A 15,486-nucleotide genomic window follows, 5' to 3' on the forward strand; every position below is an offset into this window, starting at 1 on the left:
TGTAGTATGTCTGAAATTATTTCTTCTACATATGAACTGATTGAAAGAATCGGATCAGGCGGTGGTGGTGTTGTATATTTGGCAAATCACCTTAGACTTGGGAAAAAGGTTGTACTAAAAGCGGACAAAAGAAAATTGACCACACGTCCAGAATTGTTGAGAAGAGAGGTCGATGTTTTAAAGAATCTCACTCATAGCTATATTCCACAGGTATATGACTTCTTTGTTGAGAACGATACAGTATATACAGCTATGGACTATATTCAAGGCGAAAGCCTTGATAAGCCGCTAAAGAGAGGAGAAAGGTTTTCTCAGGCACAGGTTATTAAATGGGCGATTCAAATGTTAGAAGCTTTGGATTATTTGCACCAACCTATTCATGGAGATCCTCCAAAGGGTTATGTGCATAGCGATATAAAGCCTGCTAATTTAATGAAAAGACCAAATAATGATATATGCTTAATTGATTTTAATATTGCTTTAGCAATAGGGGAGAATAATGTTGTAGGATGTAGTATTGGCTATGCTTCACCGGAACATTACGGATTGGACTATTCGGAAGTAAGCGGAACAGTTATTGATGAAAACGAAACGGTAACCCTTAATGATGAAACAGCCACTATTACCTTATCAAAAATAAAATCCAGTTCATCTAACAGTAAAAAAAGAATAATGCCTGATGTTAGGTCGGACATTTATAGCGTGGGTGCAACTTTATATCATCTGCTTAGTGGTGTACGTCCTGCAAAAGACGCACTAAATGTTGAAAAGTTATCGCAAAAAGAATTTAGTCCGCTGATTGTAAAAATAATATCTAAGGCAATGGAGCCTAACCCGAATTTAAGGTATCAGACAGCAGCTGAAATGCTTGATGATATTTTGAAGTTAAGGGAAAACGATCCCAGAACGAAAAAATTAAAAAAATTTAGATTGATTACGCTTGTGGTGGCTGCGGTTGTTTTTGCTGTTGGTCTTTCTATTGGTTTTATTGGATTAAAAAGAATGCAAACACGAGAAAGTTTTTTGAAGTTAGCGGAGTATTCAAGCAATGCTTTGCAAGATGGTAATTCAGAAAAAGCAATAAAATATGCGTTAGAAGCTACCTCCAGTAATAGTGGAATACTAACCCCAGGTTTGTTGCCGGAAGTACAAATGTCACTGACTACAGCGCTCGGAGTATACGATTTGGCAGATGGATATAAGTCATATAACACTATTGAGCTTCCTTCGGCAACAATATGTATGAGGTTATCTCCTGATGGAAAAACAGGAGCTTGTATATACTCAGGGAATCTTGCGATTTTTGATACCGAAAAAGCTGAAATTATTGAAACATTGCCTTCAGATGAATCTGCTTTGTCAGAAGTAGAATTTATTGATAATTACAACCTTTGTTTTGCCGGAAAATACGGAATTACAGTTTACAATCTTGCAAGTAAAGAAACTGTATGGACCGGTAATAAAGCAACATCAATAAGTGTTTCTAGCGATGGAATAAATGTGGCAGGAATTTATAAAGATGAGAATACAGCTACAATATATGATTCACAAACAGGAAATATATTACAAACAGTTGATTTTAATGGAAGAAGTCAACAAGTTACGACTAATGATATATTTGCAAATCCAAATGATAATCTCTTTGAAATAAGTAATGATGGAAATCTGTTAGCTGTGAGCTTTTCAGATGGTTCTTTATCTGTTTTTAATGTTGCTAACGACGATGAAATAGAATTGTATGACAGCACTTCTGATTTTACCCATTTTGAAGGTGGCTTTTACAAAGAATATTTTGCCTATTCCGCATCGAATACAACCAAATCTGTTTTTGCCGTGATAGATGTAAACAAAAAAGAACAGATTGGCGGATTTAATAAAGATGGATATTTTGAGGTTCAGGCTGATGAAACCGGAATATTCACAAAAATAGATAATATTTTGGTTGAAATTGATCCGGTATCGGGAGAGCAAACGCCACTGGTAAATACATCTGAAAATATTGTTGATTTTGCTCTTAGCGGTTCGCATACGATGGCTTCATATAAAGGCGGTGTTCTTTTCTTTGACGAAAAAGCTAATTTGACATCAAAAATTGATAAAAAGTTTTCATGTGATTTTATTCAGATTTCAGAAGGAGTAGCGTTAATTGGTAGTATGGACGAGCCTGTTATATGTATTTTAAAATATGAAAATCATTTGGATTCTCAAGTGTTCTCATATGATTCAGACTACTCTCACGATGAAGCAAGAATCAGTGCTGATGAAAGGACAATAATGTTCTTTACATATAAACAATTCAGAATATATGACTTTGATAATGAATTGATTTGCGAAGTTGATATTCCGAATGCATCAGATGTTTATGATCAACAATTCGTCAGAGATGGTAACAGCTCGTATTTGGAAGTTACATATTATGATGGCACAATAGAAAGATACAATGCTAGGGATGGCACAAAAATATATTCCGAAAAAGGAGATATACCGGATTCAACATTGTATGAAGAATTCTATACAGACAATTATAGAATTGAGTCGCCGCTTCACGGTACACCTAAAGTTTATAAAAAAGACAGTGATGAAATAGTAACAGAACTTGAAGAGGATGCATATTTGACATATGTTACGCAGGTCGATGATTATGTCATCACACAATATATTACAGCAAGCGGAGAATTCTACGGGTACTTGCTAAATGATAAATGCGAGAAAATAGCTTATCTGCCAAATCTTTGTGATATATTAAATGGAAAATTGATTTTTGATTATCCCTCAACAGGCGATATACGGAAATCTAAAATATACAACATTGATGAGCTTATTTCAATGGCTCAAAATGAAATTGATGGAGGAATTTAAATGAAATTAGTTGATTGTCTTGAAAAATGCTTGATTTACGGGCATATTCGCAGGTTTGCAGATTGATTTTACTACTCATTTACTACTTTTAACGGATTGCGCCTTGATATGCAAAAGCACCTGCGAAGCTGCCGGATAAACCGCTACACCACCTTACGCGGCACGTCGAAAAGAAAAAATAAAATAAGCACCACCTATAAGGCGGCGTTTCTCACTCCTACACAGGAGAACAGGAACGCTGCTTTTTTTATGCCCTCATGTTACGCAGTAAGGGCAAACAAAGCCTTGATTTATGCGGCTCTTAGAGCGCGGAAATGAGAAAGACAAGGGTTGATACCTTTTCCCTCAAAACCGCGTTTCTACTGCGTAACAAATCCAACCAAAGGAGTGATGAAGCTATGGCAGTTTTCCGCGTGGAAAAGAACAAAGGTTATACGGTTATGAGCAACCACCATTTACGCAACAAGGAACTTTCCCTAAAGGCAAAGGGCTTGTTGTCGCAAATGCTCTCACTTCCCGAAGATTGGGACTACACCCTTGCAGGGCTGTCCCTTATCAACCGGGAAAGTATCGACGCTATCCGCACTGCTGTATGGGAGCTTGAAAAAGCCGGATATATCACAAGGCGGCAGGGACGCGACGAGAAAGGCAAAATGACCGCTATCGAGTACACCATTTACGAACAGCCACAGCCCCCGGCATTGGATTGTCCGGTATTGGAAAATCCAACAGCGGATAAGCCGATATTGGAAAATCCGATACCGGATAACCCGACGTCGGAAAATCCAACGCAATTAAATAAAGATATACAAAAGACTAACTTACCAAAAAAAGAAAAATTAAATACAGATATATCAAGTACCCATTCCATTCCTTTCCATTCCCTAAATCCCTCTCCCTTAGAGGACGCGGCACAGCCGCCGGAACGGAAGCGAAAGGAAACGGAACCGAGCGCATTTGATATTTACGAAGAAATCATCAAGGACAATATCGAGTATGACATTCTCATGCAGAACAACCGCCTTGATAAAGACCTCATCAATGAAATTGTGACACTCATGCTTGAAACTGTCTGCACCAAACGAAAGACAATCCGTATCGCCGGGGACGATTACCCGGCAGAGCTTGTCAAGGCAAGATTTATGAAACTTGACAGCAGCCACATTGAATTTGTCCTTAACTGCATGAGCGAGAACACCACAAAAATCCGCAACATCAAACAATACCTGCGGGCGGTGCTTTTTAATGCCCCGTCTACCATGAACAGTTATTACACGTCCCTTGTGGCGCACGACATGGCAAGCGGCGCACTGACACCAAAGAAGCCGCAGTATGGAGACCCGGATTATTATTCCTGCAACGAGGGCGAAAGCCTGTAAAACCAAAGGAGGATTTGATTATGACACAGAAAACAGGAGCTTTGATTTTTGATGAAACCGCTGACCGCTACGACATTCGCTTTGACGTAAACGACTATTACGGAGGGTTACACTGCGGCGACTGCATGGAGGTTTTTGTGCGGGGCAAATGGAAGCCAACCCGTATGGAGTACGGGGATAACTGGTATCTTGTGGGTATTCGGGCGGCAGACCTCTCTGGGCTTCTGGTACGGATTTAACAGGGCGGCGTGAAAACGGACGCTCTTTTTTCATGCCCGCCCCGCTTCCCGGCGGCGGGCATACCACCATAGGAAAGGAGGAAAACCATTGCAGGAGGAAACCAACGAAAAGACCATAGCCCTCTACATCAAGACCGGGAAGCTGACGGCGCAGCAGCTCCAAAAGGCTATGAAAGCCCTGCTTGCACAAATGAAAAAGCAGCATGACAAACAGAAAATCCCGCAGGGCAAGCAGACCCTAAAGCAGCTTATGAAGCAGAACGCGGGCGTTTCCAACATTGAAATCACAAAGGAAAATATCAAAGCCTTTGAACATACTGCGAAAAAATACGGGATTGACTTTGCCCTAAAAAAAGACAGTACCGAAACCCCGCCCCGCTATCTTGTGTTTTTCAAGGGACGGGACGCGGACGCACTGACCGCAGCTTTCAAGGAGTTTTCCGCAAAGAAACTGACACAGGAACAAAAGCCCTCTATCCGTAAGCTGCTTTCCACTCTGAAAGATAAGGCGGCAGCTCTGAACGCACAGAGGGACAAAGTGAAGAAAAAGGACAGGGAGGTATCGCTATGAAGCCGGAACTTAAAAAGCTGCTTATCCTAAATGCCCCCTATCTACTCTTTGTCTATCTATTTGATAAAGTCGGGCAGGCGGTGCGGCTCTCTCCGGGGACTGACCTTTCCGGCAAGGTGCTTTCCTTTGCAGACGGCTTTTCCGCTGCCTTTGCAAACCCGCTTCCGAGTTTTGCCCCTATGGATTTGCTTATCGGTATTGCGGGGGCTGTCCTTATCCGGCTTATGGTGTACTTCAAAGGCAAGAACGCAAAGAAATATCGAAAAGGTATCGAATACGGTTCAGCCCGTTGGGGCAACGCCGAAGATATAAAGCCCTACACCGACCCGGTATTTCAGAATAACGTGCTGCTGACACAGACGGAACGGCTTACCATGAACAGCCGCCCGAAGCAGCCGAAGTATGCAAGGAATAAAAATATCCTTGTTATCGGGGGAAGCGGCAGCGGCAAGACGAGATTTTTTGTGAAGCCAAATTTAATGCAAATGCACTCAAGCTATGTTGTAACCGACCCGAAAGGTACGGTTTTAGTCGAGTGTGGGAAGCTCTTACAGCGGGGCGGGTATCGGATAAAGGTGCTGAACACGATAAATTTCAAGAAATCCATGCGTTACAATCCCTTTGCCTATCTCCGCAGCGAAAAAGACATTTTGAAACTGGTAAATACCTTGATTGCCAACACCAAAGGGGACGGGGAAAAAGCCGGGGAGGATTTTTGGGTAAAATCGGAACGGCTCTTTTACTGCGCCCTTATCGGCTACATTTGGTATGAAGCCCCGGAGGAAGAAAAGAACTTCACGACGCTGCTTGAAATGATAAATGCCAGTGAAGCCCGCGAGGACGACCCGGAATTTCAGTCCCCCGTTGACCTCATGTTTGAACGGTTGGAGGAAAAAGACCCGGAACACTTTGCCGTCCGGCAGTATAAGAAATTCCTGTTATCTGCGGGAAAAACACGAAGCTCTATCCTCATTTCCTGCGGTGCGCGGCTTGCCCCTTTTGACATTAAAGAGCTGCGCGACCTTATGGAAACCGACGAAATGGAGCTTGACACCATAGGCGACCGCAAGACCGCCCTGTTTGTTATCATCAGCGACACCGACGATACCTTTAACTTTGTCGTGAGCATTCTTTACACGCAGCTTTTCAATCTGCTTTGTGACAAGGCAGATGATGAATACGGCGGCAGGCTGCCCGTCCATGTGCGCTGTCTGTTAGACGAGTTTGCAAATATCGGGCAGATACCGAAGTTTGAAAAGCTCATAGCCACCATACGAAGCCGGGAAATCTCCGCGTCGATTATCTTACAGTCGCAAAGCCAGTTAAAGGCAATCTATAAGGACAACGCCGATACCATAGCCGGCAACTGCGACACCACCCTTTTCTTGGGCGGCAAGGAGAAAACCACCCTCAAAGAAATGTCGGAAATCTTGGGGAAAGAAACCATTGACAGCTTCAACACTTCCGAGAACCGGGGGCGCGAGGTATCGCATGGGCTGAACTATCAGAAGTTAGGCAAGCAGCTTATGACCGAAGATGAAATAGCGGTTATGGACGGCGGGAAATGTATTTTACAGCTACGAGGGGTGCGCCCGTTCTTCTCTGATAAGTATGACATTACAAAGCACCCCAACTATAAATATCTTTCCGACTATGACAAGAAAAATACTTTTGATATGGAGAAGCATTTAAGGCGCAGACCCGCCCTTGTGAAGCCGGACGAAGTATTTGACTATTACGAAATCAGCGAAAGCGATTTGCAGGAGGACACCGACCATGAATAGACGTATCAGAAAGAAAAAAGACAAGAAGAAAATCACAGAAGCCATAAACGGGCTTGTTTTGATTGCTGAACGACAGGAACAACAGCGGCAGGCTGCTATCCGGCAGTTTGTGAAACGGTGTGAAGCCCTGTATGAGCAGCAGCGAACAGAAAGGAGGAATTGACGCAGTAACAAAGAAAAAGACAACTTACAGGATACGCGCCCCTACAAAAATTCCTATCGCCCACACTGACAACTGAATACCGCCGCGCGGCAGACCTTTAAGCAGCGCGGGGACTTATGACCGCGGCAGTTACAAAACTGACCGCCGTTTTTTATGCCCTTTTACGGGGCAAGCCGCATTTGCGGCAGAAAGGAGCTTTATGGAATTTTTTAACTCTGCTATCGACGTATTACAGACCCTTGTTATCGCACTGGGCGCAGGCTTAGGAATTTGGGGCGTTATCAATCTCTTAGAGGGATATGGAAATGATAATCCGGGTGCAAAAAGTCAAGGAATTAAGCAGCTCATGGCGGGCGGCGGTGTTGCCCTTATCGGCACTATCCTTGTACCGCTTCTTTCCGGTCTGTTCGGATAAGGTTACGGAGGGTAGCCTATGGAGAGCATACTGGAAGCGATTAACGAATGGATAAAAGAAATCCTTATCGGAGCCATTAACGGCAACCTTTCCACTATGTTCGGGGACGTAAACGAAAAAGTAGGCACTATTGCAGCGGAGGTAGGCAAGACCCCGCAGGGGTGGAACGCAAACATTTTCAACATGATACAAAATCTGTCGGAAAATGTGATTGTACCCATTGCGGGGCTTGTCATTACCTATGTCCTCTGTTATGAACTTATCAGCATGGTAACGGAAAAAAACAATATGCACGACATAGAAACATTCATGTTCTTTAAGTGGATATTCAAAGCCTTTGTTGCCGTTTTCTTGGTAACACATACCTTTGATATAACAATGGCAGTCTTTGATATGGCGCAGCATATTGTGTCCGGTGCGGCGGGGGTAATCGGCGGCGATACGAATATCGACGTGACCGAAGCCCTTGCCGCCATGCAGGAGGGACTAAAAGATATGGAAATCCCCGAACTACTGTTACTTGTCATGGAAACGAGCCTTGTAAGCCTTTGTATGAAAATCATGTCCGTACTGATAACCGTTATCCTCTACGGCAGAATGATTGAGATATACGCCTACTGTTCCGTTTCCCCTATCCCGTTTGCCACTATGACCAACCGGGAATGGGGACAGATTGGGAACAACTACCTAAAGGGGCTGTTTGCACTGGGCTTTCAAGGCTTCCTCATTATGATATGCGTCGGCATTTACGCGGTTTTAGTAGGCGAAATGGTGGTAGCGGACAATCTGCACAGCGCGATTTTTTCCCTTGCAGCCTATACCGTTATCCTTTGTTTCTCCCTGTTCAAATCCGGCGCACTGGCAAAATCCATTTTCAATGCACATTAACACAGCACACGCGGGAAAGTCCCGCAGAAAGGAGGTTTTTTCTTGGCGTATGTACCTGTACCCAAAGACTTATCCAAAGTCAAAACAAAAGTCGCTTTCAATCTGACAAAGCGGCAAATCCTTTGTTTTTCAGTGGCACTTCTTATGGGACTGCCGCTTTTCTTTTTGCTCAAAGACAGCGCAGGGACGAGCCTTGCGGCAATGGCAATGATTGTCGTCATGCTTCCCTGCTTCTTGGTTGCCATGTATGAAAAGCATGGACAGCCCCTTGAAGTGGTAATTAAGAACATCATTCAGACAAAATTTACCCGCCCCAAAGTGCGACCGTATCAGACGGAAAACCTATATGCACTTTTAGAGAAACAGCGGGCATTAGAAAAGGAGGTATCAGCGATTGTCAAAAGGACAGACAAAAAAGACGCGGGAAACCGCAGGAAACAAGCGTAAGCTGACCCGCGCGGAAAAGAAACAGATAGCGGCGGTTATCCGGCAGGCAAAGGGGGACGGCAAAGCCCACACCGCACAGCAGACCATTCCCTACCTTGCCATGTACCCGGACGGTATCTGCAAAGTGGCACAGCGGAAATATTCAAAGAGCATTGCTTTTGAGGACATTAACTATCAGCTTGCACAGGCAGACGATAAGACCGCCATTTTTGAAAACTGGTGCGATTTCCTCAACTACTTTGACGCAAGCGTGAATGTGCAGCTTTCTTTCATCAATCAAGGCTCACAGCAGGAACAGGCAGCGCGGGCAATCCATATCCCGCAGCAAAATGACGATTTTAACTCTATCCGCACCGAGTATTCCGATATGCTGAAATCGCAGCTTGCCAAAGGGAACAACGGGCTTGTCAAGCACAAGTACATCACATTTTCCATTGAAGCAGACAATCCGGCGGCAGCAAGGGCGCGTCTTTCCCGTATCGAAACGGACGTACTCAATAATTTCAAGGTGCTTGGGGTATCGGCGCACCCCTTATCCGGCTATGAACGTCTGAAAGTGCTGCATGGGGTATTCCACCCGACAGGCGAGCCGTTCTCATTCTCTTATGACTGGCTGACCCCGACGGGGCTTACCACAAAGGACTTTATCGCCCCGTCCTCTTTCAAGTTTGGGGAGGGACGCTACTTTGCTATGGGGAAAAAGACGGGGGCGGTATCGTTCCTTGAAATCCTTGCCCCGGAGCTAAACGACCGTATCTTAGCGGATATGTTGGACTTGGAAACAGGGGTTATCGTCAATCTCCACATTAAAAGTATCGACCAGTCGGAAGCAATCAAGACCATTAAGCGCAAAATCACAGACCTTGACAAGATGAAGATTGAGGAACAGAAAAAAGCGGTTAGAAGCGGTTATGACATGGATATACTCCCGTCCGACCTTGCCACTTTTGGGAATGAAGCAAAGAATTTGTTGCAGGATTTACAGAGCCGCAACGAGCGAATGTTTCTTCTCACGTTCCTTGTGGTAAACATGGCAGACACGAAGCGGAAACTGGAAAATGACATTTTCGCGGCGGCGGGCATTGCACAGAAATATAACTGCGCCTTAACCCGTCTTGACTATCAGCAGGAAGCGGGGCTGATGTCCTCTGTCCCTTTGGGGGAGAACCTTATCCCTATTCAGAGAGGGTTGACGACGAGCAGCACCGCTATTTTTATCCCGTTCATCACGCAGGAGCTATTTCAGACTGGGGCTGCCCTGTATTATGGGCTGAACGCTTTAAGTAATAACATGATACTCTGCGACCGCAAGCAGCTTAAAAACCCCAACGGGCTTATCTTGGGAACACCGGGCAGCGGAAAATCCTTTGCGGCAAAGCGGGAAATCACAAATGCCTTTCTCATTACCGACGACGATATTTTTATCTGCGACCCGGAAGCCGAGTATTTTGCCCTTGTAAAGCGGCTTGGCGGGCAAGTGATACGATTATCCCCGACCGGGAAAGGCATGGACGGTACGCCCCAGTATGTGAACCCTATGGATATGAACCTTAATTACAGCGAGGACGACAGCCCCCTTGCACTGAAAAGTGATTTTATCCTGTCCCTCTGCGAGCTTGTCATTGGCGGCAAGGAGGGCTTGCAGCCCGTTGATAAGACCGTCATTGACCGCGCCGTAAGGAATGTGTACCGGGACTATCTTGCTGACCCTGTACCGGAAAAAATGCCTATTTTGGGCGACCTTTACGACGAGCTGTTAAAACAGCCGGAGCCGGAAGCTGCCCGTATTGCGGCGGCGTTGGAACTGTATGTTTCCGGCAGTCTTAACGTGTTCAACCACAGAACTAACGTGGAACTTTCTAACCGCCTTGTCTGCTTTGATATTAAGCAGCTTGGAAAACAGCTCAAAAAATTAGGTATGCTCATTGTGCAAGACCAGATATGGAACCGCGTTACCATTAACCGGGCAGAAAAGAAATCTACCCGCTACTATATGGACGAATTTCATTTGCTCTTAAAAGAGGAACAGACCGCCGCTTACAGTGTGGAGATTTGGAAGCGTTTTAGAAAATGGGGAGGTAAACAGGCACAGTCCCTACAATCTTGCAAATGGGGATTGTGTATGCCGTCTTAACCGAAGCCGAAAAGAACGGTTAAGAATATCAGCGGAGAAGAAAACGGGAAAGGTTTTGCAATCCTAATCCGAGTGGAAGTGTCAAGGTAATACTTGATACACACGCAACGCATAGGGCTTGACCCCCGGTTTGCAATAGCCGGGAATATAACAGCCCCACGAGGCTCCGCTATCGTTTCGGTCTGCGGCATAAACCGCAGGATAAAAAGATATGCTATGCCGGGTATGAACAGACATACCGCTGAAAATGGGCGAAAGCCCCGGAGGGACAGATAAAAAACTGTCCGCTAATCACACAACAGATACCCACAGCTATCACGCAGAACATCAAGGACTTGCTTGCTTCCCGCGAGGTGGAAAATATCTTTGAAAACTCTGATTTTGTCCTCATGCTCAATCAGGCGCAGGGCGACCGGGCTATCCTTGCAAAGCAGCTAAATATCAGCCCACAGCAGATGAAATATGTAACCCACACCGAAGCAGGCGAAGGACTTATCTTTTACGGAAATGTGGTGCTGCCCTTTGTAGACCATTTTCCGAAAGACACCGAGCTTTACCGCATTATGACGACGAAGCCGGAGGAAGTGAGCAGCCTATGAAACAGTTAAAACCACGCGATAAAATCACACAGAAAATGACCCGCGACGGTGCGGTGGAAGTCAACGAAACACAGCAGACCGCCGAGCGTATCAGCAGCCGGGAAGCAGACAGCAACTTTTCACAGCCGGACACCGCTACCGCAGAGCGCGTCATGGAACACCTTGACGCAGCCCATACCCGAAAGGCAAGCAAAAAGGCAGTCAAGAAAGCGCAGGAAGCTACCGTTTTGCGTACTTCCACTTCCCGCTTGCAGTTTACCGACGAGGAACGGGCAACGCCGGAACTGGAAACTTACATCAAAAAATCAGAAAAAGCAGCCGACAAACTGGACGCGGCAAAGGCAGCTCTCCCGAAGCAGAAGAAACTGGTAAAAGAGCGCACCTTTGAGGAAGCCACCGGAAAGGCAAAGACCCGGCTTCACTTTGAGGAACAGGAAAAGCCCCTACCCGGCGGCAAACCCCACAATAATCCGTTATCCCGCCCCGCGCAGGAAGCGGGTATTTTTGTTCACAACAAAATCCACAGCGTCGAGAAAGACAATTCCGGCGTGGAGGGCGCGCACAAATCGGAGGAACTTGCCGAGCGCGGCGCAAGGTACGGGACGCAGAAACTAAAACAGGGCTACCGCAGCCATAAGCTGAAACCCTACCGGGAAGCGGCAAAGGCAGAACGGGCAGCGTTTAAGGCAAACGTCAATTTCCAGTATCACAAAGCCTTGCAGGAAAACCCGCAGCTTACAAGTAATCCCTTTTCCCGGTTCATGCAGAAACAAAAAATCAAACGCCAGTATGCAAAGACGGTAAAGAAAGGCGGCGCAGCTACCGCCAAAGCAGCCGCCGGAGCGTCCCAAACAGCAGCAAAAAAAGCGGCTGCCTTTGCAGGGCGACACCCGGCAGGCGTGATAATCGCTATCACCGCGCTGCTTCTGTTCATCATGGTATCGGTAGGGCTTTCCTCTTGTGGGGCAATGTTTTCCGGCAGCATGAACAGCGTGTTAGGGACTTCCTACACGTCCGAGGACAGCGACCTTGTGGCAACGGAACAGAGCTATGCCGCAATGGAAAACGAGCTGCAAAGTGAGATTGACGCTATCGAAAGCACCCACAGTGGCTATGATGAATACCGCTATGACCTTGATACTATCGGGCATAACCCACATGAGCTTGCGTCTTATCTGACTGCCCTTTTGCAGAGTTATACCCCGCAGAGCGCACAGGCAAAGCTAAAGCGGCTGTTCGGCTTACAGTACACTTTGACGCTGACGGAAGAAATCGAGATACGCACCACCACCGACGAGGAGGGCAACGAGGAAGAATACGAATACCGTATCTTAAATGTGAAACTGACAAACAAGCCGATTGCTTCCCTTGCGGAAGAACTGCTGAACCCACAGCAGTTTGAAATGTTCAAAGTGTACTTACAGACACAGGGCAACAAACCGCTGATTTTTGGCGGCGGCTCCCCCGACGGTAGCCCGTCCGAGGATTTAAGCGGCGTGGAGTTTGTAAACGGTACGCGCCCCGGAAATCAAGAGCTTATGGAGCTTGCAAAGCAGCAAGTCGGAAATGTGGGCGGCTACCCTTACTGGTCTTGGTACGGCTTTAACAGCCGCGTGGAATGGTGCGCCTGTTTTGTATCATGGTGCTACAATCAAGCCGGAAAAAGCGAACCGCGCTTTGCGGGCTGCGAATGGCAGGGTGTCCCTTGGTTTCAGTCAAGGGGACAATGGGGCGCACGCGGCTATGAGAATATCGCACCGGGCGACGCTATCTTTTTTGATTGGGATTTAGACGGCGTTGCCGACCATGTGGGGCTTGTGCTTGGCAGGGACGAAAGCCGCGTCTATACCGTTGAGGGCAATTCCGGCGACGCCTGCAAGATAAAAAGCTACGACCTCAACTATCAATGTATCAAAGGCTATGGGCTGATGAACTGGTAAGCAGCCCCAAAAAGAAAGGAGAATTTACTTTATGGCAAACAATAAAATTGACCGTATCAATAAGGAAATCGCAAAGACCCGCGAGAAAATCACAGAATATCAAAACAAATTAAAAGGACTGGAAGCGCAGAAAACCGAAGCGGAAAACCTTGAAATTGTGCAGCTTGTACGCGCTATGCGTATGACCCCACAGGAACTTAACGCCATGCTCAAAGGCGATACTATCCCCGGCATGACAGCCACAGACTATGAAGAACAGGAGGAAAATGCAGATGAAGAATAAATTCAAACAGACCATGACAGCCCTTTGTGCCGCCCTTATCCTTATGGGCGGTTTTTCTGTCCCTGCCTATGCACAGGGGACAGCCACAGAGCCGCCTACAGAGGACGCGACCAACGACAGCAATGTAGTTGTGGAGGAAAAAGAAGAAACGCCGCCCCTTACCCCAAAGGGCAACGCAACACTGGTGGACGATTTCGGCGGCAATAAGCAGCTTATCACTGTTACCACCAAAGGCGGCAATTATTTCTATATCCTCATTGACCGGGCAGCCGAGGGGGAACAGACCGTACATTTCCTTAATCAAGTGGACGAAGCCGACCTTATGGCACTGACCGAAACCGGGGAAGCCACGAAAAAACCGGAAGTCTGCAACTGTACGGAGAAATGCGAAGCCGGAAAAGTAAATACGTCCTGCCCTGTATGTGCAACTACTCTGACAGGCTGCACAGGCAAAGAACCTACCCCAACACCCACAGAGCAGCCGGAAGAACCGAAAGAAAAAGGGGGCAATCCCGGCGCGGTGCTTGCCTTAGTCCTCTTTGTGCTGCTTGGTGGTGGCGCAGTGTTCTACTACTTTAAGTTTGTAAAACCGAAGCAGAACGTGAAAGGAAACACCGACCTTGAAGATTTTGACTTTGAGGACTACGACGAGGACGAGCCGGAAGCAGATACCGGGGAAACTTCCGAAGATGAAGAAACGGAGGAAGAAACCCTATGACCCTGTTTACCGACAATCCCTTTGAAAAGATGATGATACAGAAACCGAACAGGCGGCGTGATAATGCGCCGCCTGTTCTTTATCCCCCGGCTTGTGCTTCCTGCCCTTATAAGGGACAGTCCCCTTGTGTGGGGTACTGTATCAGAAAGATTGAAAACAAACAACCGACAGAACGATAAAAAGATATACTTGCGATATGGAATATGATATAATTGTTCCAACCATAGGAAATGACAGAGTTAAACAAATTTGAAGTTGAGGAAAAGAAAGAATGGAAGATAAAAAGATATTGCTTGATAATATTGATAAAATTCATACAACCGAAATGGGAATTGATAGAATTAAAAGAAACCTAAAAATAGATACAGCAGATGTTGTTGAGTATTGCAAAAATAAGGTGTTGGATAAAAATTGCAATATATACAAACAGGGTAAAAATTGGTATTGCGAAGTTGAAAATATCAAAATTACTATCAATTCATATAGTTATACAATTATCACAGCACATATTGTTAAGTAAAATCGGACTTTGGAGTGAAATTATGGACTATATAATACGAGAAATGAGAAGTGAAGAATACTGTTTATTAAGTGATTTTTTGTACGAAGCGATTTATATTCCAGAAGGAATTGAACCGCCACCTAAATCAGTAATAGAATGTCCAGAATTACAAGAATATATCGTTGAGTTTGGAAATCGAAAACACGATAAAGCCTTAGTTGCAGAAATGCAGGGAAATGTAATAGGAGCTATTTGGGTAAGAATTATGAATGATTATGGACACATTGATAATGATACTCCATCGCTTGCTATGTCTGTCCACAAAAAATACAGAGGATTAGGCATTGGAACTTCATTATTGAAACAACTATTACAGGTAGAAAAATTGGCTGGATATTCAAAAATATCCTTATCCGTTCAGAAAAGTAATTATGCAGTCAAGATGTACGAGAAAGTGGGATTTACTGTTGTTGATGAAAATAATGAGGAATATATTATGATTGTAAATCTATAACCGAAAGCTACAGTTTGTCAAATTATTTTACTATTTCATATCGCACAATTT

Annotated in this window: 16 protein-coding genes and 1 pseudogene; all 17 read left to right on the forward strand. The window is 45.4% G+C overall.

Annotation, left to right across the window (positions count from 1 at the left end; all coding sequences use genetic code 11):
- The first annotated feature begins 6 nt into the window (after window positions 1–6).
- The 17 genes and pseudogenes from WMO31_RS00840 (at window position 7) to WMO31_RS00920 (ending at window position 15,435) form a co-directional block, all read left to right on the forward strand.
- A complete protein-coding gene (locus tag WMO31_RS00840; protein ID WP_195231109.1) occupies window positions 7–2,859 on the forward strand; it encodes a WD40 repeat domain-containing serine/threonine protein kinase in 2,853 nt (950 codons plus the stop codon).
- A gap of 398 nt (window positions 2,860–3,257) precedes the next feature.
- Complete coding sequence (locus tag WMO31_RS00845; protein ID WP_144017173.1) at window positions 3,258–4,238, forward strand: DUF6017 domain-containing protein; 981 nt, start codon at window positions 3,258–3,260, stop codon at window positions 4,236–4,238.
- 20 nt (window positions 4,239–4,258) lie between these two features.
- Entirely contained in the window at window positions 4,259–4,477 is a 219-nt protein-coding gene (locus WMO31_RS00850; protein WP_074091776.1) for a DUF5348 domain-containing protein, read from the forward strand.
- Between the two features lie 88 nt (window positions 4,478–4,565).
- Complete coding sequence (locus WMO31_RS00855; RefSeq protein ID WP_077735128.1) at window positions 4,566–5,048, forward strand: PcfB family protein; 483 nt, start codon at window positions 4,566–4,568, stop codon at window positions 5,046–5,048.
- Entirely contained in the window at window positions 5,045–6,832 is a 1,788-nt protein-coding gene (locus WMO31_RS00860; RefSeq protein WP_077735129.1) for a VirD4-like conjugal transfer protein, CD1115 family, read from the forward strand. Before WMO31_RS00855 ends, WMO31_RS00860 begins: the two co-directional genes overlap by 4 nt.
- Window positions 6,825–6,995 (forward strand): hypothetical protein, encoded by a 171-nt coding sequence (locus tag WMO31_RS00865; protein ID WP_173772911.1) that lies wholly within the window; start codon window positions 6,825–6,827, stop codon window positions 6,993–6,995. Before WMO31_RS00860 ends, WMO31_RS00865 begins: the two co-directional genes overlap by 8 nt.
- 199 nt (window positions 6,996–7,194) lie before the next feature.
- Window positions 7,195–7,410 (forward strand): Maff2 family protein, encoded by a 216-nt coding sequence (locus WMO31_RS00870; RefSeq protein WP_009906233.1) that lies wholly within the window; start codon window positions 7,195–7,197, stop codon window positions 7,408–7,410.
- 18 nt (window positions 7,411–7,428) lie between these two features.
- On the forward strand, window positions 7,429–8,298 hold the full coding sequence (locus WMO31_RS00875) for a VirB6/TrbL-like conjugal transfer protein, CD1112 family (protein WP_367999056.1): 870 nt from the start codon (window positions 7,429–7,431) through the stop codon (window positions 8,296–8,298).
- 42 nt (window positions 8,299–8,340) lie between these two features.
- Window positions 8,341–8,745 carry a PrgI family protein gene (locus WMO31_RS00880; RefSeq protein WP_025579738.1) on the forward strand — a complete coding sequence of 135 codons (405 nt, stop codon included), beginning with the start codon at window positions 8,341–8,343 and terminating at the stop codon, window positions 8,743–8,745.
- Window positions 8,693–10,855 (forward strand): annotated as a pseudogene (locus WMO31_RS00885) (VirB4-like conjugal transfer ATPase, CD1110 family); the annotation flags it as partial. The gene WMO31_RS00880 and the pseudogene WMO31_RS00885, both read left to right, overlap by 53 nt.
- Window positions 10,856–11,214: 359 nt before the next feature.
- On the forward strand, window positions 11,215–11,478 hold the full coding sequence (locus WMO31_RS00890; protein WP_025579741.1) for a hypothetical protein: 264 nt from the start codon (window positions 11,215–11,217) through the stop codon (window positions 11,476–11,478).
- 152 nt (window positions 11,479–11,630) lie between these two features.
- On the forward strand, window positions 11,631–13,418 hold the full coding sequence (locus WMO31_RS00895) for a C40 family peptidase (RefSeq protein WP_438871048.1): 1,788 nt from the start codon (window positions 11,631–11,633) through the stop codon (window positions 13,416–13,418).
- Window positions 13,419–13,449: 31 nt separating this feature from the next.
- On the forward strand, window positions 13,450–13,701 hold the full coding sequence (locus WMO31_RS00900) for a DUF4315 family protein (protein WP_018112827.1): 252 nt from the start codon (window positions 13,450–13,452) through the stop codon (window positions 13,699–13,701).
- Window positions 13,691–14,419: a DUF4366 domain-containing protein gene (locus tag WMO31_RS00905; RefSeq protein ID WP_018112826.1), complete on the forward strand. Its 729-nt coding sequence runs from the start codon at window positions 13,691–13,693 to the stop codon at window positions 14,417–14,419. The genes WMO31_RS00900 and WMO31_RS00905 overlap by 11 nt, the downstream gene beginning before the upstream one ends.
- Entirely contained in the window at window positions 14,416–14,598 is a 183-nt protein-coding gene (locus WMO31_RS00910) for a hypothetical protein (RefSeq protein WP_018112825.1), read from the forward strand. Before WMO31_RS00905 ends, WMO31_RS00910 begins: the two co-directional genes overlap by 4 nt.
- Before the next feature lie 92 nt (window positions 14,599–14,690).
- Window positions 14,691–14,939 carry a DUF3781 domain-containing protein gene (locus tag WMO31_RS00915; protein WP_005921256.1) on the forward strand — a complete coding sequence of 83 codons (249 nt, stop codon included), beginning with the start codon at window positions 14,691–14,693 and terminating at the stop codon, window positions 14,937–14,939.
- Window positions 14,940–14,961: 22 nt separating this feature from the next.
- Window positions 14,962–15,435, forward strand: a complete 474-nt coding sequence (locus tag WMO31_RS00920; protein ID WP_009905261.1) for a GNAT family N-acetyltransferase — start codon at window positions 14,962–14,964, stop codon at window positions 15,433–15,435.
- The last annotated feature ends 51 nt before the right edge of the window (window positions 15,436–15,486 follow it).

This window comes from Ruminococcoides intestinale (assembly GCF_040095935.1).
Classification (GTDB): Bacteria; Bacillota; Clostridia; order Oscillospirales; family Acutalibacteraceae; genus Ruminococcoides; species Ruminococcoides intestinale.